Source organism: Virgibacillus sp. MSJ-26 (assembly GCF_018918075.1).
In the GTDB taxonomy this organism is placed as follows: Bacteria; Bacillota; Bacilli; order Bacillales; family Amphibacillaceae; genus MSJ-26.
On record NZ_JAHLPW010000005.1, the window covers coordinates 247,400 to 272,629 of the forward strand.

The following is a 25,230-nucleotide window of genomic DNA, read 5'->3' on the forward strand; positions in this document are numbered from 1 at the left end:
TGTTAGGTTGTTACATTAATCAAAGAGAAATTATAATTGTAGCGAAGCGTATTTCCGTAGCGACGGTTTACCTCATTCTTTTAGTGAAAAGTGTTAAATTACTGCACATCATATGAATTATATGATTTTGTTTAAATTCATATTAGAAGTTTTTGGGTATAAAAAAGCAACAACGAGAGTCAGGAAGTGATCTTCGTTGTTGCTTTTTTTATTATCCTTTTAACTCAGCTAGGCGCGCTTTTACTTTTGTCTGTTTGTCTAGATAATCTAGTTCTTTTCTTCTTTCTTCATTGACTACCTCTTCTGGGGCTTTACTAATAAAGCCTTCATTCGATAACTTTTTCTGAACTCTTTCAACTTCTTTTGTCCATTTATCTAATTCCTTCTCCAGCCGCTCAATTTCTTTATCAAAATCAATCAATCCTTCAAGTGGTAAGAAAAGTTCCGCTCCAGTTACCACAGCACTCATGGCTTTTTCAGGAACATCAATGTTGCTAGCAATTTTTAATTCGCCTGGATTACAAAAGCGCTCAAGATATTGATGTTCGCTTTCAAGTTCCTTAACAATATCTTCATTTTCAGCTTGGATGAGAAGTTGGATTTCTTTTGACATCGGTGTATCCACTTCCGCTCTAATATTTCGTACGGATTTAATAATCGATACAAGACGATCCATTTCCTTAGCAGCTTTTTCATCATGAAAAGCTTCCTCGACTTCAGGCCATTTAGCTACAGTAATCGACTCACCTTCATGAGGCAATTGCTGCCAAATCTCTTCTGTAATAAACGGCATATAAGGATGAAGCATCCGCATTGTCATATCAAGAACATGTGCAAGCACAGAGCGAGTTGTCTTCTTCTTTGCTTCGTCGTCTCCATATAGCGGAAGTTTTGCCATTTCAATATACCAGTCACATAAATCATTCCAGATGAAGTTATACAAATAACGGCCCGCTTCACCAAACTCATATTTATTTGTATTCTTAGTTACATGGTCAATCGTGTCATTAAGACGTGTTAAAATCCATTTATCAGCGAGTGACAGATCACCCGATAAATCAATATCTTCATAACTGAAACCTTCCATATTCATTAATGAAAAACGAGAAGCATTCCACACTTTATTCGCAAAGTTCCACGTTGCTTCAACCTTTTCCCAGTGGAAGCGAAGATCTTGACCAGGTGTAGAACCCGTCAATAAAAAATACCTGAGCGAATCTGCTCCGTATTTCTCAATTACTTCCATCGGATCAACACCATTACCAAGTGACTTACTCATTTTACGTCCCTCAGCATCACGAATTAATCCATGAATTAACACATCTTTAAAAGGAGCTTTTTCTGTAAATTCTTTCGCTTGGAAAATCATTCGAGCAACCCAGAAGAAAATAATATCATAACCTGTTACAAGCACATCAGTAGGAAAATAACGCTTAAAATCCTCACTATTTTCATCAGGCCAACCCATAGTAGAAAATGGCCATAATGCGGAAGAAAACCATGTATCCAGAACATCTTCGTCTTGTTCCCAGTTTTCAATATCTTCAGGTGCTTCAGTACCAACATAGAGCTCATTTGTTTCTTTATGATACCATGCTGGAATACGATGTCCCCACCATAATTGACGTGAAATACACCAATCACGAATATTTTCCATCCAGTGTAAATAAGTCTGTTCAAATCGTTCAGGAACAAAGTTGACTTTATCCTCTGTCTTTTGTAGATCTACAGCTGCATCAGCAAGTGGCTGCATCTTTACAAACCATTGGGTCGAGAGATAAGGTTCTACAACAGCCCCACTTCTCTCCGAATGTCCGACTTGATGAAGTCTTTCTTCGATGTGAAACATAACGCCTTGCTCTTTTAAGTCATCGACTATTTGTTTTCTACATTCAAAACGATCGAGTCCCTGATAGTCTCCAGCATTTTCGTTCATGGTTCCATCTTCATTCATGACAAGGACACGTTCAAGATTATGACGATTGCCAATTTCAAAGTCATTTGGGTCATGGGCTGGGGTAATTTTTACTGCACCAGACCCTAATTCCATATCTACATATTCATCAGCTACAATTTTAATTTCTCGACCAACAATCGGTAAAATAACAGTTTCACCGATTAAATCTTTATAACGATCATCATCAGGGTGAACAGCGACTGCAGTATCACCTAACATTGTCTCTGGTCTCGTGGTTGCAATTTCGATTGTTTTATCACTGTTTTTAATTGGATAACGCATATGATAAAATTTCCCCTGAACTTCTTCATAGATTACTTCTATATCAGAAAGTGCAGTTTTTGTCTGTGGGTCCCAGTTAATAATGTATTCTCCACGGTAAATAAGTCCTTTTTTATATAATTTCACAAACACTTCACGAACCGCTTGTGACAAGCCCTCGTCTAGAGTAAAACGCTCCCTCGAATAATCTAAGCCTAAACCCATTTTCTCCCATTGGGAACGAATAAATCCAGCATATTCTTCTTTCCATTCCCAAACTGTTTCTAAAAATTTTTCACGACCTAAATCATAACGATTTTGACCTTTTTCTTTTAATTTAGCCTCCACTACTGATTGAGTAGCAATCCCAGCGTGATCCATTCCAGGTAACCACAAGACATCATAACCTTGCATTCGCTTCATACGAGCAACTGTATCCTGCATTGTCGTATCCCACGCATGTCCTAAGTGAAGTTTTCCAGTGACGTTCGGTGGGGGAATGACAATTGAAAAGGGCTCTTTGTTGTGATCCCCCGTCGCTTCAAAATACTTGCCATCGAGCCAAAACTTATAACGCCCTTTCTCCACATCTTGAGGGTGATACTTTGAGGGCAGTGCCATTTTTCCTTTTTCCTCCATTTTAATTCCTCCTAATATAATTTAATTTTAATGATTTTACAGTAATCATCACAAATTTCACTAAAACAAAAAAAGTCTTTTTGCCCTATAAAAGGACGAAAAGACTTTTTTTCCGTGGTACCACCTTTGTTTACAAGCGTCTATACGCTGTACACTCTGCTTTGTTAACGGTTTATATAACCGGCCTTTTCTATTGAAAACACTTAAGGTAATTAAGTGCTTTTGTTCAAAAAGGCTGCTACAGGGTGACCTTCCAAAATTCGAACCTAGGAATTTCTCAGCATTCATTCCTCTCTGTTATAGGTCTCTCTTTGTACTCTTCCCTATCGGTGCATTTTTTATTTTATTTATATACTTATTTCTTTTGTTCCATTTTTTCACGAAACAACTATGCGTATACATATTATATTAGAAAGAATGTAAAAAGTGAAGTGTTTTATAGTAACCATATAAAATCACCAATAAAAGGAGGAAGATTCTTTGGCACGTTTTTATCGTTATCGTCTACCCCCGTGGGCTCGCCAATGTCTAATAGTTATCGAAAGAGTTACATTACCCATTATGATTTTCCAGTTAATTCGCACATTGTTTTTTCCCACAACATTTGATGTCTTGTTACTTGGTCTCCTGATTGGGTTATTCGTCGCTTTTTATCTTGAATGGATTTAACTTTCGAGATTATCCAAATCATCTAATAGGGAATCATTTTCTTTCGTCTCCACATGTTCAGCAATTTTCAAACCAAGCATAAGAATTCGATAAGTGTGCTGTAATTTAATAATTTGATTAATCATTGAATAATGTGAAGGATTTCTGTTTAAATAGTTTTTGATAATAGAAAGATATTCTCGACAATCAAGTAAAAAAATAACTAATAAATAAAGCTCATCTATTTCAAGTTCATTTTCTTGTAAGTATACTTCAAATTGATCAATTAATGGATCTGGTTCAATAAGTGGTTCATTAACGATACTACTAAATATAGACGTTAAATCTATAATTGCGTTATCATATTTTGCATTTTCCCAGTTAATAATATAGAGCTGACTCGATTGAATAAGATGCTCTCTTTTCAAATTGCCATGACATAAACTAAGATTCCATAACGACGTCTCATCCCTAGCATTCATAAATCGATCGACAAAGGAATTTAAGACATTAAATACATTCTCTAAGCTGATAAATTGGCTACAAATTAACAGTTCAAAAGGGGACATATATTTATTCTGCTCAAACTGTTGAACCGAATTAAATAAAAACTGAAAATCACTTTCATTAGAGTTTTGGTATTCTTTAAATTGTTGCTTTGTTTTATCACCTGGTATCGTTGTGGTGAATTGAGTGCGTTGATGAATTTGTCCGATATATTTAAAAAGTAATTCAATATTCAATTCTTCCTGATTGTTTTCTTCAATCCAAGGCATTAAATAAAGTATATGGCTGCCTTTAACTGTATATAACGCATTGTCTATCGTTAAATATACAGGTAAAACACCAGGTAAGTTGCTATGGTTTGCTTGATGCAAGACTTGTTGCCAATTCGTTAATGACGTTGACGTCATAGTAGATGCTTTTAATGCAAAATCTATGACCCCATCAGTTACTCTAGACACCTTTCTTGTTACATGATCTATATCAACGGGATGTATACCATAGGCGCTCATTATTTGTTCAATCATATTAACACCCCAACATATGGAACCCCTTGATTTTAAGTCCAAGGGGTTCTCAATCTGATTATGTTTATTTTTATTTAACATTATTTTTTCTTATATGGAATATACAATAATTCACCTTGCGATATGGCATCGTCAGCTAATCTATTTTGTTTGGCTATGTGCATAGAAGTGGTTTCATATCTCTCTGCTATAGACTCAAGCGTATCGTTTTCTTGCACAATACAAAGACGCATCTGGGTATAGTTTTCTTCTTCATCTCTAAACATACCTGTTAGATATCTTAAATCCGTTTTATCACCTGAACTGCTGCTTTCCATTAGGGTACTCGATTCATCCACTTCAGAAGAAACTGTGATGTCTTCGGAGCTACTTGATTCTATACTAGCATCCTGATTAAAGAACTCAGCCAAAGTCTGGCTATGTTCTTTTTTCCAGCGAGGACCTTCAGATCCTGCTTCGTCCTTCTTATGTTCTAAAGGTTTTTCTTGGGCTTCCTCTTCCGGATGGGTTTCTACCTGTTGTTCAGCTTCTTGTCTCTTTACCTCTTCCACTGCATTTTCGACTAATGTTTCTTCAATTATTATTTCTTCTTCATCTACCTCCTCAGATTCTTTTCTCTTTTTTAGTTCGAACTCAAATGTTTCATCTAAGACTTCTTCTTGATTAGACTCTTCATCGGTACTATGTGACATGTCATATTCCTGTCGCTCTTCTTCTAAGTCTCCATCATTGATGCCGTGAATTTCTATTGTTGACATCAAATTAAATTGTCCTGGCTCTGGTAATTCGTAATCAAAGAAAGCGATACGTACCGTCACATCTTCTAAATTATTCACACGATAAGTCGGTACAGAAATTTCAACAGGAAATCGATGATTAAATTCAGAAACGTCGCCACTCATATCAACGACTTCTTCAATATATCTCTTGGCTTGATGATAATCTTCTAAAGAAAGAGAATCGTCATGATTGCTTGGTAAAGATAGTTTTTCATACTCTCCCTTTAATTCAACGACACCCCTTATGGATATATAATCTTCAAACGATTGAATAGATATATCAGGATCAAGCGAGACCCCTTTAATTTCTGCTACTTCCTGTCCTTTTTCAAAAAATAATGACTCGTTTAATTCAAAACTGAAAACAGATTGCTCATTATTCAAGTCATATCCTCCCTTCTTTATATGACAATAGTATTCTAGTTATCTAAATTATCTATATGTTGTTTAACATGAGGATATGCTTGTCAATGGAACAAAACTCAGATTGCTAATTATTAATTGAAACTTTATAGTGGTATATAACGTAAATGAGTTAGAATTGATTTAATGTTTTATTTTAGTGTTTTAAGGGGGGGATAATTTGAAAAGACAAAACTTTTTTGTAGGCTATTTGTTCATTGGGATTGGAGTGTTTTTTCTTTTAAAACAATTAAAAATACCAATCTTTACAGATTTTTATTCATGGCCCACTTTATTAATTATAATTGGCTTGGCATTACTTATATACAGCTACCGCCTAAAAGAATACCAAAGTTTATTCAGTGGAACTCTTATTTTAGGTTTAGGTCTTCATTTTCACGGAATGGCACATTATGACTTTTGGATAAATCATTGGGCTATGTATACATTAATTATAGGTATTGCTTTTATAATAAGATCCTTAAAAACAAAAAAAGGTTTTCTACTAGGTTCAGCCTTTATTATCATTTCCTCAATTATTATTTTTTCAATTAGGCTTCCTGCCTGGTTTGACTGGGTCTACTATCTACTTAGTTACATTGAAGCTTATTGGCCAATAGCCTTAATTATTTTAGGTGTTTATTTCTTAGTAAGAAAAAAATGAGGCTGAGACATAAGTATTTTAGTTAATGTAAAAGCGAACGTATTAAAGTATATTTCTTTTAATATACACTTTTAAAATCAGCGTAGGAAAAATACGTAGACTCCTTGAAAAAAATCGCGATGAATCGCTGTCGAAGTATTCCTTGTCTAGCAGGATGAAAAGCTTAGATGAGACCCCGCAGAGCGCCATGAATGATGGAAGGCTAAATTCGCGACGTCCTGTGGGGGCGCCTTCACGACCAACATCCTGTTGGCCGAGGCTCATCAGCAAAGAAGAATGAACTGCAATTCTTAACCCCCTGCGGTAAGCAAAGTATTTTTCCAAAACGAATAATATCCGCTAAAAATTATTCGTCTTTTAATAACTAATACTCGGTTTTATCCCAGCTTCATTTTTTTACTCTTAAGAATTTATATAATTTCTAATAGTGGTCCATGCTTTGTCTTTACCTTCTCCTGTTTCAGCAGAAAATGGGATAACGACATCATTTTTTTCAACTTGAAATGTTTGTTTAGTACGCTTTAAATACTTGTTCCGATTGCTTTTCGTTACTTTATCAATTTTAGTAGCGATAATAATAACGGGCAGATCGTAATACTTCAAATAATCATACATTTGAATATCATCATTTGTAGGTGCATGTCGACTATCTGTGACAAGTATAACAGCTTTTAATGAGTCTCTTGTTTGGAAATACTCTTCCATCATCGTGCCCCATTTTTTTCGTTCAGCTTTGCTGATTTTTGCATAACCATATCCTGGCACGTCAACAAAATAAAATAAGTCATTAATAGTGTAAAAATTCAAGGTCTGAGTTTTACCTGGTTTTGAAGAGGTTCTCGCTAAACTTTTACGCTGGATTAATTTATTGATAAACGATGATTTCCCGACATTTGATCGACCTGCTAAAGCAATTTCAGGAAGATTATCTTCCGGGTATTGACGTTGGCTCACGGCACTAATTACTAAGTTTGCTTTATTTACTTTCATCTTTTTTCTCCGCTAGTGCATGTTCTAATACTTCATCCAGATGCTTAACTTTAATAAATGTTATATCTTTACGGACGCTCTCAGGAATATCATCAATATCCTTTTCATTTTCTGAGGGAATAATAACTTTGGTAATCCCTGCACGATGAGCACTTAGTGATTTTTCTTTTAATCCACCTATTGGTAGAACTCGACCACGTAATGTAATTTCTCCGGTCATAGCTACCTCTTTTTTAACGGGGCGGCCCGTTAATGCCGATACAAGTGCTGTTGCCATAGTAATACCCGCAGACGGACCATCTTTAGGTGTTGCGCCTTCAGGAACGTGAATATGAATATCATATTTCTCATAAAAGTTAGGATCAATCTGAAGTTCTTCAGTGCGTGATCTAATATAGCTAAACGCTGCCTGCGCAGATTCACGCATGACCTCGCCTAATTTTCCTGTTAATGTTAACTTTCCTTTTCCGGGATAATGGGATACTTCTATAGAAAGGGTATCACCACCTACAGCTGTATAAGCAAGTCCTGTTGCAGTACCGACTTGATCTTCTTGTTCCATTTGTCCATACCTAAATAATGGCTTTCCTAACAATTCTTCTAAACGGTTAACAGTTACAATTACTCGTTTTTGTTTATCTGAAACGATAATTTTGGCCGCTTTTCGGCAGACGGTTGCTAGTTGTCTTTCTAACCCTCGTACGCCTGCCTCCCGAGTATACCTGCGAATTAGCTTTAATAGAGCATCGTCTCGGATCTGTAGATTAGATTTTTCAAGTCCATTCTCTTTTAATTGCTTAGGCAGTAAATGGTCTTTTGCAATATGGAGCTTTTCCACTTCTGTATAACCTGCGATAGAAATTAACTCCATTCGATCAAGCAAAGGACGTGGTATATTATTTATATAATTTGCAGTAGCAATGAATAGCACTTGAGACAGATCATATGTCTCTTCAATAAAATGATCACTGAAGTTACTATTTTGCTCTGGATCTAGAACCTCCAACATTGCAGAAGATGGATCCCCACGAAAATCATTGGACATCTTATCAATTTCATCTAAAAGAAACACTGGATTAATTGTTTCAGCTTTTTTCATTCCTTGGATAATTCTACCCGGCATAGCTCCAATATAGGTGCGCCTGTGGCCACGTATTTCCGCCTCATCTCTAATGCCACCTAAAGAAATTCTTACAAAGTTTCTATTAATTGATTTGGCGATTGACTTTGCTAAGGAGGTTTTCCCCACGCCAGGTGGTCCAACCAAGCAGAGTATGGGGCCTTTGGTTGAGTCTGTTAATTTTTTGACAGCTAAATACTCTAGAATTCGTTCTTTCACCTTGTCCAAACCATAATGATCTTCATCAAGAACTTTTTGAGCATGCTTGATTTCAAGCGTATCTTCTGATTTTTCAGTCCATGGAAGTGAGACGAGCCATTCTAAGTAATTTCTAATAACAGAGCTTTCTGCTGAACTTTGAGGTACTTTTTCATAACGATCTAATTCTTTTAATGCTACTTTTAAAACTCGTTCAGGCATATTTGCCTGTTCTATTTTTTCTTTAAACTGGGCGATTTCTCCTGTCTTCCCTTCTTTATCACCAAGTTCTTGTTGAATTGCCTTGAGTTGTTCACGTAGATAATATTCTTTTTGAGTTTTTTCCATTGAGGTTTTTACTCGCTGGCCAATCTTTTTTTCTAAGTTTAATATTTTTTGTTCATTTGAAATTAGACCTATTAAATGCTTGAGCCGTTTATTCACTTCTAACATTTCAAGCAACTCTTGTTTTTCATTAATTTTCAATGATAAATGGGATGCTATGATATCAGATAGGCGACCAGGTTCTTTAATATCTGAGACTGTAGCAAATGTTTCTTGTGTTATTTTTCTCGATATTTTTAAATATTGTTCAAATTGGTATAATAATGAGCGCATTAAAGCTTCTGCTTCATAATCATCACCTGGTATTTCATTTAACGGCTGTATATTAACGAGAAACTCATCTGTTTCTTCAGTAAAGTTAATTATTTCCCCACGTTCTAATCCTTCTACAAGAACACGAATGGTTCCGTTAGGCAATTTTAACATTTTCTTTATTTCAGCGACCGTTCCAACACGGTATATTTCATCCATTTTTGGTTCTTCAACACTAACTTTTTTTTGGGCTGCTAAAAATATATGTTGGTCTTCCATCATGGCTTTTTCAAGTGCTGCGATTGATTTCTTTCTACCGACATCTAAATGAAGTACCATCGAAGGAAAAACAAGTAGTCCACGTAATGGAAGGAGGGGAAGTTCGTTGATATCTTTAGTCATCGTATGTACCTCCACATTTATGTTTATTATGTCATGTTGCTTTAAAGTTTATAGAATATGCATCGTTTTGTAAACAATATGTACATAAAAAAGCTATTAGAGCAAAGAAATGTCCAATAAGTGGACATCACCCTTAGTATAGCCGTCTTTCTGATTCAAATACTTTCCAAATACAATATTTTGGAAACAAAAGAACGAGACTGACTTATAACTTATCAGCTGAGCCGATAGAGTTATGTCAGTCTCAATTAAATTCATTTTCTTTTAAATATGAATTAGGCACTTTCTCTTGGTGACTTTTTCATATTGTCCGTCACTGTTCCATCGTGGAAAACAATTTTAGGATTGGAATCTTCAGAAACAACCGTTTCTTTTGTAATAATACATTTATCGATATCTTCACGTGAAGGCAATTCAAACATCACATCTAGCATAATACTTTCAATAATTGACCTCAAGCCTCGGGCTCCTGTTTTACGCTCAATTGCCTTTTTAGCTATTTCAATTAAAGCTTCTTCTTCAAATTCTAGCTCAACATCATCCATCTGGAATAATTTTTCATATTGCTTAACTAGCGCATTTTTCGGTTTTGTCAGTATTTCAACCAGAGCTTCTTCATCTAGTGGAGTAAGTGAACCAATAATAGGTAATCTGCCAATAAATTCAGGTATTAAGCCATATCTTAAAAGATCTTCAGGCAATACCCTTGAAAGCAATTCAGCTTTATCTAGTTCTTGTTCTTCAACATTGGCACCAAATCCGATTACTTTTTCACCTAAGCGGCGCTTAATAATTTCATCGATTCCATCAAATGCTCCACCACAAATAAACAGGACATTCGTTGTATCAATCTGAATAAACTCCTGATGTGGGTGCTTTCTTCCACCTTGAGGAGGAACACTGGCAACTGTCCCTTCAATGATTTTTAGTAACGCTTGTTGTACCCCTTCACCTGATACATCTCTTGTAATTGATGGATTTTCTGATTTTCTAGCTACCTTGTCTATTTCATCAATATAAATAATACCTTTTTCAGCTTTTTCAACATCGTAATCTGCAGCTTGAATAAGTTTTAATAAAATATTTTCTACGTCCTCACCAACATATCCAGCTTCTGTTAGAGATGTCGCATCAGCCATTGCAAATGGTACATTCAAAATTCTGGCAAGTGTTTGTGCAAGTAATGTTTTACCACTACCAGTCGGCCCGAGCATGGCAATATTACTTTTTGCTAACTCCACATCATCTGAATTTTGTGGCGTGTTAATTCGCTTATAATGATTATAAACAGCTACGGATAGATTCTTTTTAGCTTGTTCTTGACCAATTACATAATCATCAAGAGTACTGCAAATTTCTTTCGGTTTTGGTACTTCTTTAAATTCTGTTTCCTCTTCAGTGCCTAGCTCTTCTTCTACAATTTCTGTACATAGATCAATACATTCATCACATATATAAACACCAGGACCGGCAACTAATTTACGGACCTGTTCTTGACTTTTACCACAAAAAGAACACTTTAATTGCCCTTTTTCCTCATTAAATTTAAACATTCATTTTCACCCCTAAAATTAAATCTTGCCAAACAATTCCACATCAATTAACTGTCATTGTAATCATATCAAAACAAAAACAGAAAACAAAATAAAACACTCATATCAACACAGTGAATCAAGTGTAATTTCATTTTAGTGGATTTTTTTCTATTCTCCACTATATGTTAATTAAATGAACTAGGTAATTACAAAATGCCAATCCCTTACTTACAATTTCTTACTCATAAAGAGAACACAAAGAGCGACATTCAGTTAACATATTAATTAACCAATTAAAAACATTCAGATGTAGCTTTGTATTATGTTTTATTATGGATATTTTTATCCAAAAGTCAATTGAATGCACTTGTAAATTATGAATTACTATTTACCATTATCTTTCTAGATACAATTTATCATATGTCCATCCTATAAGAAAAGATTACTATTTTCCCGTGAAAAACTCTTTTCTGCACAAAAAAAACTTCTCTGACATGTTAGTACACCCAAAAAAATATCTCACCTATAATTACTTTAAATTCTAGCTTTAACATTACCATAGTTAAATTATACCTTTATTCTCCATAAATATAAATAAGGTGCGAGAAAACTCGCACCTTATTTATATTTCAACTTATTATTTTACGACTTTACTATTATCGACTAAAAATTCAATAGCCTTTTTAAGTTTTAAATCTTGTTTAACCATATCGGTATTTCCACCAAGCATTTGTTTCAATTGGTCAACCTCTACATTATACATGGAAGACATCTGGTCAAGCTCTTCGTTAATATCTTCTTCTGTCGGTTCAAGTTCCTCTTTTTCAGAAATAGCCTCTAACGTAAGGTTAGTTTTCACTCTTTTTTCAGCATCTTCTTTCATTTGATCTTTCAATGCCTCTTTATCTTGACCAGAGAATTGTGTGTACATCTCCATCGTCATACCTTGCATCTGAAGACGCTGTTCAAATTCGTTTACCATCTGGTCTAATTCTGTATTAACCATCGCTTCAGGGATATCTACTTCCGTATTATCCGAGGCTTTTTCGATTAAAGTTTCACGCTTGTGGTTTTCAGCTTCTTGTTTCTTTTGTGATTCTAGTTCATCTTTTTTCTTATTCTTCAATTCATCTAATGTTTCAACTTCATCATCAACGTCTTTAGCAAATTCATCATCAAGTTCTGGAAGTTCTTTTTGCTTAATTTCATGAATTGTAACTTTAAATGTTGCTTCTTTACCGGCCAAGCTCTCTTCATGATAGTCTTCTGGGAAAGTTAACTCCACTTCCATCTCTTCGCCAGATTTTTCACCAACTAATTGCTCTTCAAACCCGGGAATGAATTGGCCAGAACCGATTTCTAATGAATGATTTTCAGCTTTTCCACCTTCAAATGGTTCTCCATCAGTGAAACCTTCAAAGTCGATTACAACTGTATCGCCTTCTTCAACTTCACCTTCTTCTTTAACGACTAATTCAGCTTGGTGTTCACGTAAGTGTTCTAATTCATGATCAACATCTTCATCAGTGACTTCAACGTCTTGCTCTTCCACTTCAAGTCCTTTATAGTCACCTAATGTCACTTCCGGTTTTACTTCAACATTTGCAGTGAAAATAAGTGGTTTGCCTCTTTCAATTTGTTCAATATCGATTTCAGGCTGATCAATAGGTTCAATATCTGCCTCTGTTACACCATTCATGTAAGCATCTGGCAACACTATATCTACCGCATCTTGATATAAAGACTCAACTCCAAAACGTTGTTCAAAGATTTTGCGTGGTACTTTCCCTTTTCTAAACCCAGGAATTTCAATTGTTTTGACTACCTTTTTAAATGCTTGATCCAATGCTTTCTCAAAATCCTCAGGCGCTACTTCAAATGTTAAAACACCTTGATTTCCTTCTTTTTTTTCCCATTTTGCTGACATATTTGTTCCCTCCAAAATCTACTTCTATCATTTCCCATTCATTATGAGCATGAATATATTATTATCATTAAAATTCAACCATTTCATTATACCATACTTCAATTGCCTTTCAAGCGATAGACGGTGATACACTTTATTCTTCTATAATACTTAAATATAATGTTTGACTAATCTCTATTTCTTCTATGTAATATGCTACCTCTGTTTCCAGATCATGCCTATCTATTTCATTATGTAGATTAATATATTTCTCGCCTACTTGCCTTAATGCTTGTGCAATAACTAATATTGAGTCCTTCGGTGGAAAAAAAGGGTACCTCACATATGTATAACGATATAACAATTGTTCCAACATTTTATATAAAGATGGGTTTTGTTGTTCTAAGTCACTAAATATAAACATTGTTTGCTTGAATATCGGATGATATTTTATACTTTGTATATCGATTGGAATAACATCTAATTCTTCATTAAATTTATGTATTTTTACAACTTGAGCGTAATTTAAATCTTGTAACCAATGAAATATAGATGTTTTAATCACTGGATGAATTTGTTTATCATTTAAATAAGTTATTATATTATTCGTAGGATGGGTCTTCATTTTTCTCATTGTCTCAAGCAATTGCCATTGAATTTGATAATCTCCCTCTTCAAAAGCATCTTTTAAATCCTTTTCATAACCAAAGACTTTTTCATTATCAATGTCTTGTTTCATCTTTGAGCTTAAATCATAAAGTTGAATGAACTGCTCTCTTATTGTTTCGGGTATACACTCGACAGGCAATTCTTGTTCTACAAAGTCCATAAGCGATGTGTATTGATTTGTCTGAAAGAGAATCGTTAAATAAATATGTACATAATGATAATAATGCTCATCGGGGTGCTGTATTAATTTTTCACATAAACCTTCAGCTTCTTTGTATCTTCCCAATTCAATTAAACAAATGAGTTTTCCGATAATAATTTCATGATCCATGATTTGATAACTCATTAATTTATTTAATTTATCCAGTGCTTCATCGTACTTTTTTTCTTTAAGCGCTTGTAGGCTTTGTTCTTCCAAAGTTAATTTCCATTTCGGAAAAAGTATTACATTACGACTATGTGCATTTGACATGGTTTACCTCCTTTTTATAGTTTGTTTAATTTTAGTCATCTATATACATACCCTTTTTCCAAGGCAGGTAAACCGTAATTTTAAAATTAATCATAAAAAATGAGAAACCTATTAAATTATATTAGGTTTCTCATAGACGTCCCAGGCAGGATTCGAACCTGCGGCCTACAGCTTAGAAGGCTGTTGCTCTATCCAGCTGAGCTACTGGGACATATGTATAAGAGCGGGTGAAGGGAATTGAACCCTCGACATCAGCTTGGAAGGCTGAGGTTTTACCACTAAACTACACCCGCATATTAATAGATTAAATTTGTTATATAAAACTCGATTTTATTCTGAGTAATTTGCCCCTACATCTTCTAGATTATTCAGGGATAAGTTATGCTTCGGGGCAACTCGATGCCTATTTCGCTAGTGCAAACTATTTATTGCTCACCTTTTTGGTCACAAAACTTATTATATGAACTTTTTATACTTTTGTCAACATAAAAATTGAAAAAATTATTTTCTCTGAAGGTATGTTCTCTTTATAAGTGGATTAACCTTCAGAGAAGTAATGAAACCAACTTTTAATCAAGTTTTATTATATGTGATAAATCTTCTACAATTTCTCCACTTAACGTGTAATATTGAATAGCAATACTACTTTTTTCTTCCCATGTCATGATACAGTATGTCTTTTCTGTTCTATTTCTAGGCAAACGAATACTGCCTGGATTTATAAATAACTGATTGTTTATCTTACTAACATCAGCAACGTGAGTATGTCCATAACATGCAACTTGTGCACCCAGTTCTTCCGCTCTATAAGATAAAGCAGTAAGTCCACTTTTAACTCCATGTAGATGACCATGAACAATCAAAAATTTTAGTTCCCCTATATCAACGACTTGCTCTTCTGGATAACGTGCATCAAAGTCACAGTTGCCGGCTACTTTTAGAAAATCTTCCATCACAGAGGCGTCCATATCTAATTCTGAATCTCCACAATGGATTAAGTTCTTAGTTTCGTGGCGTTCTTTAATCATAATGATTTCATTTTCCAATCCGTGGCTATCACTCATGATCAAGACTTTATTCAATATATTCCCCTCCCATTTTTATTTATCCGCATCTCTTTGAATCCATTGTTCCAACTGTTTTATAGCGTGGCTTCGATGACTAATAAGGTTTTTTTCATCAGATGTTAATTCGGCCATACTGTTTGTATAACCCTCTGGAATAAAAATTGGATCATAGCCAAATCCGTGGGTTCCTGTTTCTGAAAAAGAGATATGACCTTCACAATATCCCGTTTTGAAAATAGTTTGTTGATCTGGTTGTGCAATTGCGATGACACAAATAAATCGGGCTGTTCGATTTTTTTCTGTGACATCTCTCAATTCATTGAGAACTTTTTCTATATTAGCTTGGTCGTTTTTTGGCTCTCCAGCATATCTCGCAGAAAAAATTCCCGGTCTACCGTCAAGCGCATCGATAATTAGCCCTGAATCATCCGCTAAGACGGGCTTGTTAAGTTCGTTCGACATAGTTTCTGCCTTAAGTGCAGCATTTTCTTTAAATGTTACTCCTGTTTCTTCTATATCTTGAGGTTCTTCAACAAAATCTAATAAAGAAATAGTACGGATACCATGTGGTTTAAAAAACTCTTCGAACTCTTTCGCTTTGCCTTTATTTTTAGTTGCAATAATTATTTCTTTCATTGTTAAGCACCCTTAGTAATAAAGTATTCTATTATTTCACTATTTGATTTGGTTAACAATATCTCCTAATACGTCTCGCTGTTTTTTCATAATTTGTTGGATTCCTTCTTCAGCTAATTGTAAGAGCATTTGTAATTGCTCATAAGAAAATGTTGCTTCTTCACCGGTACCTTGAATTTCAACAAACCTTCCGTCACCCGTCATGATTATATTCATATCAACTGCTGCTTTAGAATCCTCTTCATAATTTAGATCGATAGCAATTCTCTCATCCTCCAGCACTCCTACCGATGTAGCTGCAAGTAAATTTGTAATTGGTAATTTATCTATCGTTCCGTCATTTAATAAATGTTCAAAAGCTAGAACAACAGCTACGAATGCGCCTGTGATAGAGGCAGTCCTCGTACCTCCATCTGCTTGAATGACATCACAGTCAACCCAGACTGTTCGCTCACCTATTTGATCCAGATCAACTACAGTTCTAAGGGCCCTGCCAATCAAACGTTGTATTTCCATCGTACGACCGCCCACTTTGCCTCTTGATGATTCTCGAATATTTCGTTGTTTAGTCGCTCTAGGTAGCATAGAATATTCGGCAGTAATCCAGCCTTTCCCTTGGCCACGCATAAAAGGAGGAACTCGATCTTCAATACTAGCATTACAGATAACTTTTGTGTCTCCCACTTCAATTAATACAGACCCTTCTGGATGTTTGATATAATGCGTTATTATATTCATTGGACGTAATTGATGATTTTCTTTCCCATCTTGACTTGACAATGTATAACTCCTCCTTCAATAAGGTTAAGCTTATCATATTCTTCACTAAAGAAAAATTATAATACTTATTAAGAAAAAACTCACTTATTTTGAACAAGGAAGTTTCAATTCTCTCAAGTAAGACTAAAATTATGGAAGTAATACTAAAATAAGAAAAGAGGATATTCTGTTCAAATGCTGAACATAATATCCTCTGATTAATTCAGTTTATTAAATCTAATGATTTTCTACATCTTTTCTTTCGGTAAAAATGTTTCCTTTGTTACAGGCTCGTTATAAACTTCCCCATTCTCATTGACTAACTCATCAACATTTTCCACTTGTATATCGACTGCTTCAACAGCTCCCTGTTCTGATAAGGTGCGAACGAGCGTCTCCATAACTTCATCTGAAAGTACAGCTTGGTCGGAATCTTTTAGCACACCTTCGTTAAACACTAATTTTAAGACTCCGTTATCTAATTCTGGATCATCCACAAGCATGGATTCTGGATTAAATACCTGCAACACATTTGTATTATAGCCAGGCCCATCAATTAGTGTTTGTACAATTTCTTGGTAAATATTTTCTTCCTCAGCTAATATATGTTTCGTCAAAGGTACATAGTATCTTGTTTCATTATGTTCTGCCGGATAATACATAGTGACAGCTTGACTATTTATTAAATCAGGCGTATCCGAATCAATCAAGTTTATTCCATTAGCCTTTGAATAGCCTCCTGAGATTGGTGTCCCACCTACAGGCATTTCGTTTTGTGGCTCCCCATTAACCATGAGTTTCACTTTATCCACGTTTTCGAATTCTGTAAGTGTATGTGTAATCGATTCTAGCACTTTAACTTCATCTTCCTCATTATAGTTCGTGAATTCCTCAGAAAAATCTACAACTACCGTACCGTCTTCCTGTAAATCTAAACCTAGTACTTCTGTTCCTTGAGGTAGAACGGCACTAAAGCCATTTGGTAACAGCGATGTAACAGGGCCCTCCGCTACCAAGTGTTCTAAAGCTTGCTTTGCAACTTCTCCTGATTCTGGTGCAGGTAGTTCTAATGTTTGAGAGGCTACCATTCCATTGACATCAATTAAGTATAGCTCTCTTGCTAAAGTTTCTTCAGTTACTCCACCTTCTTCATTTTCATCAGCTGTTTCATCGCCATTATCCTCAGACGATTCTTCCAGCTGCTCCACTGCTTCTGTATCTTGGGGCGGATCCATCTCCTCCATAGATTGCTCTCCCTTAAAACATCCCGATAATATAACAGAAAGACAAATGGTCAAAGCAACCAGTAATGATCCTCGAAATTTCATGTTACTCCCTCCTACGATGGTTTGTACTACCTATATATACGAGCCCATTTTGAAATTTAGACCAATCTTTCTTAAAGAACCAAAAAAATTCATCAATATTAAAGCTGGAATACCTTAAGGTATTCCAGCCATTATAATACTGCTTTTTCAATTTTTATGTTTTTAATATCTCCCAAGTGATGTTTAAAAACATCATTCATTAAATGTTTAAAGTTATCTAATTCACCAGTAGTATAAATTAAATGAGTAGGAATTCCTTCTTCTTTATTCAACAAATCATTCATTTCAAGAACGGTACTGGTTTCTCGTGCTGTTTCTTCACTGGAAGATATAATTTTTATATCATGCCCTAAAACATCCTGGATAACTTGCTTTAATAATGGATAATGAGTACACCCTAAAATTAAAGTATCAAGACCTAACTTCTTGTCATTAATTGATTCTAAACTTTTTCCAACGACATTATAAGCTACATCTCCTTTTAATATTCCTTTTTCTACCAAAGGAACAAGCGAAGGACAAGCATGAGATATAGATTTAATATCCTCTTTTATCGTATTAAGAGCCCTAGAATAAGCTTCACTTTTAATCGTAGCTTCTGTTCCGATAATACCGACTTGGTTGTTTTCTGTCACGTTAATTGCCGCACGTGCCCCGGGTTGAATCACACCTATAACGGGGATATCCAATTCTTCATGAAGTTCACTTAATGTATAAGCTGTTGCTGTATTGCATGCCACAACAAGTATTTTAATTTGCTTTTCAAGCAAAAAATTCACCATCTCCCATGTGAATTTTCTTATTTCCATTTCGGATCTTGGTCCATAGGGACATCTTAGCGTATCTCCTAAATAAATCAGTTGTTCTTTCGGTAATTGTCTCATTAATTCACTGGCAACAGTCAAGCCACCAACCCCAGAATCAATTACTCCTATTGCTTGATTCAATTCAATCGCCTCTTTATGGTGTTATTTATCGTTGATGATTTTCATTTGCTTTTGTAAGTTTTTTAGTAATTCACTCAATTCACCAACTTGACTTGGTGAAAAATTTTCTAATACGTCTCCAAGAAAATCTTGTCGTTTATGTATGACTTCTTTTATAATATTTCTCCCTTTATTCAGCACGTGAATCCGGACTACTCTGCGATCATTTTCATCTTTAATTCTTTTAACAAGATTATTTTTTTCCATCCGATCGACTAAATCAGTCGTTGTACTAAAAGCGAGTCCATTTTTTTGGGATAGTTCTCCGATAGTCAAATTTCCCTCTTCAATCAACCATTGTAATGCTATAAATTGTGGGGATGTGATTGGATAGTTATTTAATATTTTACGTCCATTCTGCTTAATTGCTCCCGATATGTGACGAAGTCTTTTCTCTAATTCAGCAATTGATTCTCTCCTTATTTCATTTTCCAATTGGTATCCCCCTTAAATAATCGTTCAATATAGGGATAGTTTATCACAAAGCTAAAAAGTTTTCCTTTATTATATTACTTCAATGAATTGTAGGAATACACCCAATTTATTATTATGTGCTTTTGTGATGCACCAATTAAATGATATTTCATAAACTATATTGACTAAATAAATTTCCCTCGTTCTGTAGCCCTATGACAGCAAGGAGGGTTAATATTTGAAGAACTACGACCATAAACCTAAGCAACTATTAACAAAGCGCGAGAGAGAAGTATTTGAACTCTTAGTACAAGATAAAACGACAAAAGACATTGCCCAGGAATTATTTATATCAGAAAAAACTGTACGAAATCATATTTCAAATGCTATGCAAAAATTAGGTGTCAAAGGGCGTTCTCAAGCAGTAGTTGAGCTTATCCGCATGGGTGAATTAGAAGTTTAAAAAATCGACTTCCTTAATTGGAAGTCGATTTTTAAATTAATGACCGGTTGATTGCTATGCTTCAAGTATCTTCTGTTTCATTTTGTCACTTAATGGAACAGGTTTTCCATTTGCCGGGCTAATGGATACAATTCGACCTCTACCTGTTAAACAAATCTCCTTATTTTTGTCTAAAGCCATATAATGCATATCGAAGGATGAATTTCCTATTTCATTCACTTTAATAAATAAATTAATTTCATCATTAAAATACATTTGTTTATGATAATCACATTGTAAATCTGCAACAATGGGAATAACATCATTTTGATCGTTTGATAGATTACCGAAAAGCCCCACTGATTTCATAAATTCAATCCGACCTTCCTCGAAATAGATGAAAGGGGATACATTATTAACATGGCCAAACATATCTGTCTCAGAAAAACGAATATTAATAGGTATTGAAAATTTAAAATCTGATCGCCATTCTTCTATATTATTAATATATGGAATTTTACTCATTTGTCAGCTCCTCTAATACATAAAGGCCCTTACCTAAATCAGGTAAGGGCTCTGTACTTTATTTGATTAGTGAAAATTAATGGGCGTTGTCGCTACCAAAAAAGTTTTTAAATGCTTGAATATTAGTAGCACGATTCATGGCTGCTATTGATGTTGTCAAAGGAATACCTTTTGGACAAACTTGTACACAGTTTTGAGCGTTACCACATCCAGTAATCCCGCCATCTTCCATCAATCCTTCTAATCTCTCACTCTTGTTCATTTCTCCAGTAGGATGTGCATTAAATAGCCTAGCTTGTGAAAGTGCTGCAGGTCCAATGAAATCTGATTTGTCATTAACGTTTGGACAAGCCTCTAAACACACTCCACAAGTCATGCATTTGGATAGTTCATATGCCCACTGACGTTTTTTCTCAGGCATACGTGGGCCAGGTCCTAAATCATGTGTTCCATCAATAGGAATCCAGGCTTTCACTTGTTTTAAAGCATCAAACATTTGCTCACGATCAACAATTAAATCACGAACAATCGGAAAAGTAGACATAGGCGCTAAACGAATCGGTTGCTCCAATTCATCAATAAGGGTGGCACATGACTGTCTAGCAGTTCCATTAATGACCATAGAACAAGCACCACACACTTCTTCTAGACAATTCATTTCCCAATGAACAGGTGTTGTTTGTTCTCCGTTAGCATTAACTGGATTTTTCTGTATTTCCATTAAACCGGAAATCACATTCATATTTTTACGATAAGGTATATTAAATGTTTCTTCATAAGGAGTACCATCAGGGCTATCTTGACGTGTAATGATAAAAGTTACAGTTTTATCTTCAGCCATAATTACTTACTCCCTTCGCTTTTTTTAGTGTAATCACGTTTACGAGGTCTAATAAGTGACACATCTACATCCTCATACGTGAAGACAGGTTCTTCTTTTTCTTTATCAAAAGTGGCAATGGTTGTTTTTAACCATTCATCGTCATTTCGATCAGGAAACTCTGGTTTGAAGTGAGCTCCACGGCTCTCATTTCTATTATAAGCACCGATTGTAATAACTCGAGCCAAGTGAAGCATGTTTTTCAATTGTCTTGTAAACATAACTCCCTGGTTACTCCAACGAGATGTATCATTGATACTAATATTATTCCAACGCTTTAGAAGTTCTGTGATTTTTTCATCTGTTTGCAAAAGTTTTTCATTTTCACGCACAACAGTGACATTATCAGTCATCCACTCACCAAGTTCTTGGTGAATTTGATAAGCGTTTTCACCGCCGTTCATTTTCATCAACTCTTCAAACTTTGCCCGCTCTTCTTCTTCCGCTTTTTCAAATAATGATGAAGGAAGATCCTCTACATGGGTTTCAAGTCCTTCGGTATATTCGATAGCTTTTGGACCAGCTAGGCTCCCCCCATATATTGCAGATAATAATGAGTTAGCCCCTAAGCGGTTACCACCATGCTGTGAATAATCACATTCTCCGGCAGCGAAAATACCAGGAATCGATGTCATCTGATCATAATCAACCCAAAGTCCACCCATTGAATAATGAACAGCAGGGAATATTTTCATTGGTACTTTGCGAGGGTCTTCTCCGACAAACTTTTCATAAATTTCAATAATACCACCAAGCTTAACATCAAGCTCTTTAGGATCTTTATGAGAGAGGTCGAGATAAACCATATTTTCACCATTAATACCGAGCTTTTGATTAACACAAACATCAAAAATTTCACGAGTAGCAATATCCCTTGGGACTAAGTTACCGTACGCAGGATATTTTTCCTCTAAGAAATACCATGGCTCGCCGTCTTTATAAGTCCATACTCGTCCACCTTCACCACGAGCTGATTCACTCATCAAGCGGAGCTTGTCGTCTCCTGGGATAGCAGTCGGATGAATTTGAATAAATTCCCCATTCGCATATTTAGCTCCCTGTTGATATAAAATACTTGCCGCAGATCCTGTATTAATGATGGAGTTTGTTGACTTCCCGAAAATAATACCAGGTCCGCCTGTGGCAATAATCGTAGCATCTGATGGGAATGATTTGATTTCATGTGTCTTGATATCTTGAGCAACGATTCCCTTACCGACGCCTTCATCGTCTATAATCGCTCCTACAAATTCCCAATTTTCATATTTTGTAACAAGTCCTTCAACTTCAAAGCGACGAACTTGCTCATCTAAAGCATATAATAACTGTTGACCTGTTGTTGCACCTGCATATGCCGTTCTATGGTGTTGAGTCCCACCAAATCGTCTGAAATCAAGTAATCCTTCAGGTGTACGGTTAAACATAACACCCATACGATCAAGCATATGTATAATACTTGGCGCTGCTTCACACATTTTTTTGACAGGTGGTTGATTCGCTAGAAAATCTCCACCGTAAACAGTATCATCAAAGTGAATCATCGGTGAATCTCCTTCACCTTTTGTGTTAACGGCACCATTGATTCCACCTTGGGCACATACAGAGTGAGAGCGTTTTACTGGAACGATAGAAAATAAGTCTACGCTAACTCCCGCTTCTGCAGCTTTAATCGTTGCCATAAGTCCGGCAAGACCTCCGCCAACAACAGCGACTTTTCGATTACTCATTGTTTACTCACTCCCTAAATTGTTTATTGCTTTATACGCCATACGCGAATTGAATTAATGTTCTTACACCAATATAGCTAATCGCTAAAAAGACAACTAACGTTACATATGTAAGAATCTTTTGAGATTTTGGTGATTGAGTAATTCCCCATGTTACTGAGAAACCCCATAGTCCATTAGCAAAGTGGAATGTTGTTGATATAACACCAATCATATAGAACCAGAACATCCCAGTACTTGATAGAATATCTTGCATAAGTTGATAATTAACATCGACATTACCTAGTGCTACTTGTACACGCGTCTGCCACACATGCCATGCGATGAAAATTAATGTTATGATTCCAGTGAAACGTTGTATATAAAAGAGCCAGTTTCGTAAAAATGAATAATGACCAACGTTATTTTTTGGAATCCAGATTGCGATATATACTCCTAATATAGCATGGAAAAGAATAGGTAAATAGATAACTACTGTTTCCAATACTAATCTAAATGGTAAATCTTCCATAAATCCAGCAGCTTTATTAAAGCTTCCTTCTCCATACACAGCAAAATGATTCACCACTAAGTGTTGAATCAAAAATATTCCAATTGGAACTACCCCTAAAAGTGAATGCAATCTCCTATTAAAAAACTCTTGACGCTCTGCCATCTGTTACCCCCCTTAATCTGATGTTTTATACTTCTTTGGCATAAAATTTTATAACATATTTATTGTACTTCTAACTCTAATAACCGTCAAGGAAAGGCGAATCTTTTTATAAAATGTCGTTATTTTTGTATGAAATATAGTGTGGGTATTTAATAATTTATATTTCATTATAGAATAAACTCTAACAGTTAACGGGATTAAACCTATAGTTCATCTAATCAACTTTCTGACAATACATTTAAGTGGAGCTTTTTCTAAAAAGCTGTTTATACACAAAATACATATGATGCGACAAAATTGTCTGAGTAAAGTACGAGTTAAACCATCGCTGCGGAAATACGCTTCGCTAGAGATAATTTTCTTTTTATATGAAGAGTTTTAAAAAAGTGATAATTAGTATAAAACTATCCGCCAATGATGAAATATCAATTTAGCGTAGACAGAATACGCAGACTCCTACGGGAGCAGCAAATGGTTTTCGATGGGGCGAACAATAGTGCAGTCCCACGTGTCTGAAGACCCCGAAAGAAGCGTTCTATGCTTCTGAGGAGGCTGAAGTGGGAAGAATGAACCCCAATTCTTCCTGGCCGTGGAAAGCGAAGTATTCTGTCGGAACGATGGTTTAGCAGTTAATTAACTATATTTCTGAATTTAAAACTGCCCCTAAAAAGACCTTACTGCGCATCATATATCTTATGCGCAGTAATAAAGGTTTTCTAGGCTTAATAATCCAGTTTTTTAGGATCATTTCACTAAAACGTCAACTGGTGTTTGTATTTTTATCTGTATTCCATGAGCCCAAGATTATATATTAAATTTATTCAGCGAAAGTTAAGCCATTAAGTATACTATATATTTAAGAACCTTTAAAATTTTAGCGGATGTCAAATGACTTTCACTGAAAAGCCACCATAGATATGCTATTCTTATAGAACTAATCATTAATCTAAAAAAAGATATGAAAAGAAAATCTCTGCATGCTATAATGAGATAAATTAGAGGTTGACGAAAACATAAGGTTTAATCTACTAACCTATTATATTTTATTAAAATACTTTTTATTTTTTTGCAAAGGATGACAACGTTGGCAAATCAGAAATTACTATCTATATCACTTCTTGATAAATTAAATACCCCTGGTGCTGGCTACGATGTTCTTCGTTATATCGGGCTCCATGATTTATTAGGCGAAGAAGCATCAGAGCTTTTATACTTTATGGGAAAGAACTTAGCTAGACATTTTGAACTTAATTCAATCGATGACGTTACTTATTTTTTTGAAAAAATGGGTTGGGGAAAGTTGGAGCTTGTTAAAGAAAAGAAAAAGTTGCTCACTTTTACTCTTCTTGCAGATTCTGTTGTACATAGACTTAAGGCTCCCATTGAAACTGAATTTCGATTGGAAGCCGGCTTTTTATCTGAATCAATCCAACTGATTCATGACATTGAATGTGAATGTATTGAAGAAATTAATCCTAAAATCCATCAAGTTCAATTTAAAATTATGTATACAGCTAAATAATTTATCAATTTATTTAGTA

Annotated in this window: 22 protein-coding genes, 2 tRNA genes and 1 other annotated feature; of the genes, 4 read left to right on the forward strand and 20 right to left on the reverse strand. The window is 35.1% G+C overall.

The genetic code is table 11. The annotated features are described in order from the left end of the window. Nucleotides 1–211 precede the first annotated feature (211 nt). A complete protein-coding gene (locus tag KQI49_RS06770; RefSeq protein ID WP_216487608.1) occupies nt 212–2,857 on the reverse strand; it encodes a valine--tRNA ligase in 2,646 nt (881 codons plus the stop codon). A gap of 88 nt (nt 2,858–2,945) precedes the next feature. After that, nucleotides 2,946–3,196: a binding site (T-box leader), on the reverse strand. Between the two features lie 141 nt (nt 3,197–3,337). On the opposite strand from KQI49_RS06770, the gene KQI49_RS06775 reads away from it, so the two are divergent. After that, the gene (locus KQI49_RS06775; RefSeq protein ID WP_216487609.1) at nt 3,338–3,526 is read left to right on the forward strand and encodes a hypothetical protein; all 189 of its coding nucleotides are present in this window, start codon (nt 3,338–3,340) and stop codon (nt 3,524–3,526) included. On the opposite strand, the gene KQI49_RS06780 is transcribed toward KQI49_RS06775, so the two are convergent. Both KQI49_RS06780 and spoVID read right to left on the reverse strand, forming a co-directional pair. Beyond that, nucleotides 3,523–4,536, reverse strand: a complete 1,014-nt coding sequence (locus tag KQI49_RS06780) for a protein kinase family protein (protein ID WP_216487610.1) — start codon at nt 4,534–4,536, stop codon at nt 3,523–3,525. The two genes, KQI49_RS06775 and KQI49_RS06780, sit on opposite strands and share 4 nt — an antisense overlap. Before the next feature lie 80 nt (nt 4,537–4,616). Then, nucleotides 4,617–5,699, reverse strand: coding sequence for a stage VI sporulation protein D (gene spoVID, locus KQI49_RS06785; protein WP_216487611.1), 1,083 nt, complete (start codon nt 5,697–5,699; stop codon nt 4,617–4,619). 199 nt (nt 5,700–5,898) lie between these two features. Between spoVID and KQI49_RS06790 the strand changes: the two genes are divergently transcribed. Further along, nucleotides 5,899–6,381 (forward strand): LiaI-LiaF-like domain-containing protein, encoded by a 483-nt coding sequence (locus KQI49_RS06790; RefSeq protein WP_216487612.1) that lies wholly within the window; start codon nt 5,899–5,901, stop codon nt 6,379–6,381. Nucleotides 6,382–6,783: 402 nt separating this feature from the next. On the opposite strand, the gene yihA is transcribed toward KQI49_RS06790, so the two are convergent. The 13 genes from yihA to KQI49_RS06855 form a co-directional block, all read right to left on the reverse strand. Beyond that, nucleotides 6,784–7,371, reverse strand: a complete 588-nt coding sequence (gene yihA, locus KQI49_RS06795; protein WP_216487613.1) for a ribosome biogenesis GTP-binding protein YihA/YsxC — start codon at nt 7,369–7,371, stop codon at nt 6,784–6,786. Continuing rightward, a complete protein-coding gene (gene lon, locus KQI49_RS06800) occupies nt 7,358–9,688 on the reverse strand; it encodes an endopeptidase La (RefSeq protein ID WP_216487614.1) in 2,331 nt (776 codons plus the stop codon). The genes yihA and lon overlap by 14 nt, the downstream gene beginning before the upstream one ends. Nucleotides 9,689–9,963: 275 nt before the next feature. After that, nucleotides 9,964–11,241 (reverse strand): ATP-dependent protease ATP-binding subunit ClpX, encoded by a 1,278-nt coding sequence (clpX, locus tag KQI49_RS06805; protein ID WP_216487615.1) that lies wholly within the window; start codon nt 11,239–11,241, stop codon nt 9,964–9,966. 619 nt (nt 11,242–11,860) lie between these two features. Further along, nucleotides 11,861–13,150, reverse strand: coding sequence for a trigger factor (gene tig, locus KQI49_RS06810; protein WP_216487616.1), 1,290 nt, complete (start codon nt 13,148–13,150; stop codon nt 11,861–11,863). A 133-nt stretch (nt 13,151–13,283) separates the two neighbouring features. Further along, nucleotides 13,284–14,270: a tetratricopeptide repeat protein gene (locus KQI49_RS06815; RefSeq protein WP_216487617.1), complete on the reverse strand. Its 987-nt coding sequence runs from the start codon at nt 14,268–14,270 to the stop codon at nt 13,284–13,286. 137 nt (nt 14,271–14,407) lie between these two features. Further along, a tRNA-Arg gene (locus KQI49_RS06820) sits at nt 14,408–14,481 on the reverse strand. Between the two features lie 11 nt (nt 14,482–14,492). Beyond that, nucleotides 14,493–14,563: transfer RNA gene (locus tag KQI49_RS06825), tRNA-Gly, on the reverse strand. A 276-nt stretch (nt 14,564–14,839) separates the two neighbouring features. Further along, the gene (locus KQI49_RS06830; protein ID WP_253286702.1) at nt 14,840–15,352 is read right to left on the reverse strand and encodes a metallophosphoesterase family protein; all 513 of its coding nucleotides are present in this window, start codon (nt 15,350–15,352) and stop codon (nt 14,840–14,842) included. 18 nt (nt 15,353–15,370) lie between these two features. Continuing rightward, complete coding sequence (locus tag KQI49_RS06835) at nt 15,371–15,973, reverse strand: XTP/dITP diphosphatase (protein ID WP_216487618.1); 603 nt, start codon at nt 15,971–15,973, stop codon at nt 15,371–15,373. A gap of 39 nt (nt 15,974–16,012) precedes the next feature. Next, nucleotides 16,013–16,753, reverse strand: coding sequence for a ribonuclease PH (gene rph, locus KQI49_RS06840; protein WP_256438989.1), 741 nt, complete (start codon nt 16,751–16,753; stop codon nt 16,013–16,015). A gap of 227 nt (nt 16,754–16,980) precedes the next feature. Further along, nucleotides 16,981–18,060, reverse strand: a complete 1,080-nt coding sequence (locus KQI49_RS06845) for a GerMN domain-containing protein (RefSeq protein WP_216487619.1) — start codon at nt 18,058–18,060, stop codon at nt 16,981–16,983. Nucleotides 18,061–18,191: 131 nt separating this feature from the next. After that, complete coding sequence (gene racE, locus KQI49_RS06850) at nt 18,192–19,007, reverse strand: glutamate racemase (protein ID WP_216487620.1); 816 nt, start codon at nt 19,005–19,007, stop codon at nt 18,192–18,194. 21 nt (nt 19,008–19,028) lie between these two features. Next, nucleotides 19,029–19,481, reverse strand: a complete 453-nt coding sequence (locus KQI49_RS06855) for a MarR family winged helix-turn-helix transcriptional regulator (RefSeq protein WP_216487621.1) — start codon at nt 19,479–19,481, stop codon at nt 19,029–19,031. A gap of 217 nt (nt 19,482–19,698) precedes the next feature. On the opposite strand from KQI49_RS06855, the gene KQI49_RS06860 reads away from it, so the two are divergent. Next, complete coding sequence (locus KQI49_RS06860; RefSeq protein WP_216487622.1) at nt 19,699–19,923, forward strand: helix-turn-helix domain-containing protein; 225 nt, start codon at nt 19,699–19,701, stop codon at nt 19,921–19,923. A gap of 54 nt (nt 19,924–19,977) precedes the next feature. Here the strand turns inward: KQI49_RS06860 and KQI49_RS06865 are convergent, their stop codons facing one another. From KQI49_RS06865 to KQI49_RS06880, 4 genes are all read right to left on the reverse strand, one after another. After that, nucleotides 19,978–20,427, reverse strand: a complete 450-nt coding sequence (locus KQI49_RS06865) for an acyl-CoA thioesterase (protein WP_216487623.1) — start codon at nt 20,425–20,427, stop codon at nt 19,978–19,980. Between the two features lie 76 nt (nt 20,428–20,503). Then, nucleotides 20,504–21,268, reverse strand: a complete 765-nt coding sequence (gene sdhB / locus KQI49_RS06870; RefSeq protein ID WP_216487624.1) for a succinate dehydrogenase iron-sulfur subunit — start codon at nt 21,266–21,268, stop codon at nt 20,504–20,506. A gap of 2 nt (nt 21,269–21,270) precedes the next feature. Then, nucleotides 21,271–23,034 (reverse strand): succinate dehydrogenase flavoprotein subunit, encoded by a 1,764-nt coding sequence (gene sdhA, locus KQI49_RS06875; protein ID WP_216487625.1) that lies wholly within the window; start codon nt 23,032–23,034, stop codon nt 21,271–21,273. 31 nt (nt 23,035–23,065) lie between these two features. Continuing rightward, nucleotides 23,066–23,689 carry a succinate dehydrogenase cytochrome b558 subunit gene (locus tag KQI49_RS06880; protein WP_216487626.1) on the reverse strand — a complete coding sequence of 208 codons (624 nt, stop codon included), beginning with the start codon at nt 23,687–23,689 and terminating at the stop codon, nt 23,066–23,068. A gap of 1,084 nt (nt 23,690–24,773) precedes the next feature. Here KQI49_RS06880 and KQI49_RS06885 point away from each other — a divergent pair. Continuing rightward, a complete protein-coding gene (locus KQI49_RS06885) occupies nt 24,774–25,211 on the forward strand; it encodes a DUF2507 domain-containing protein (RefSeq protein WP_253286703.1) in 438 nt (145 codons plus the stop codon). Nucleotides 25,212–25,230: the final 19 nt, after the last annotated feature.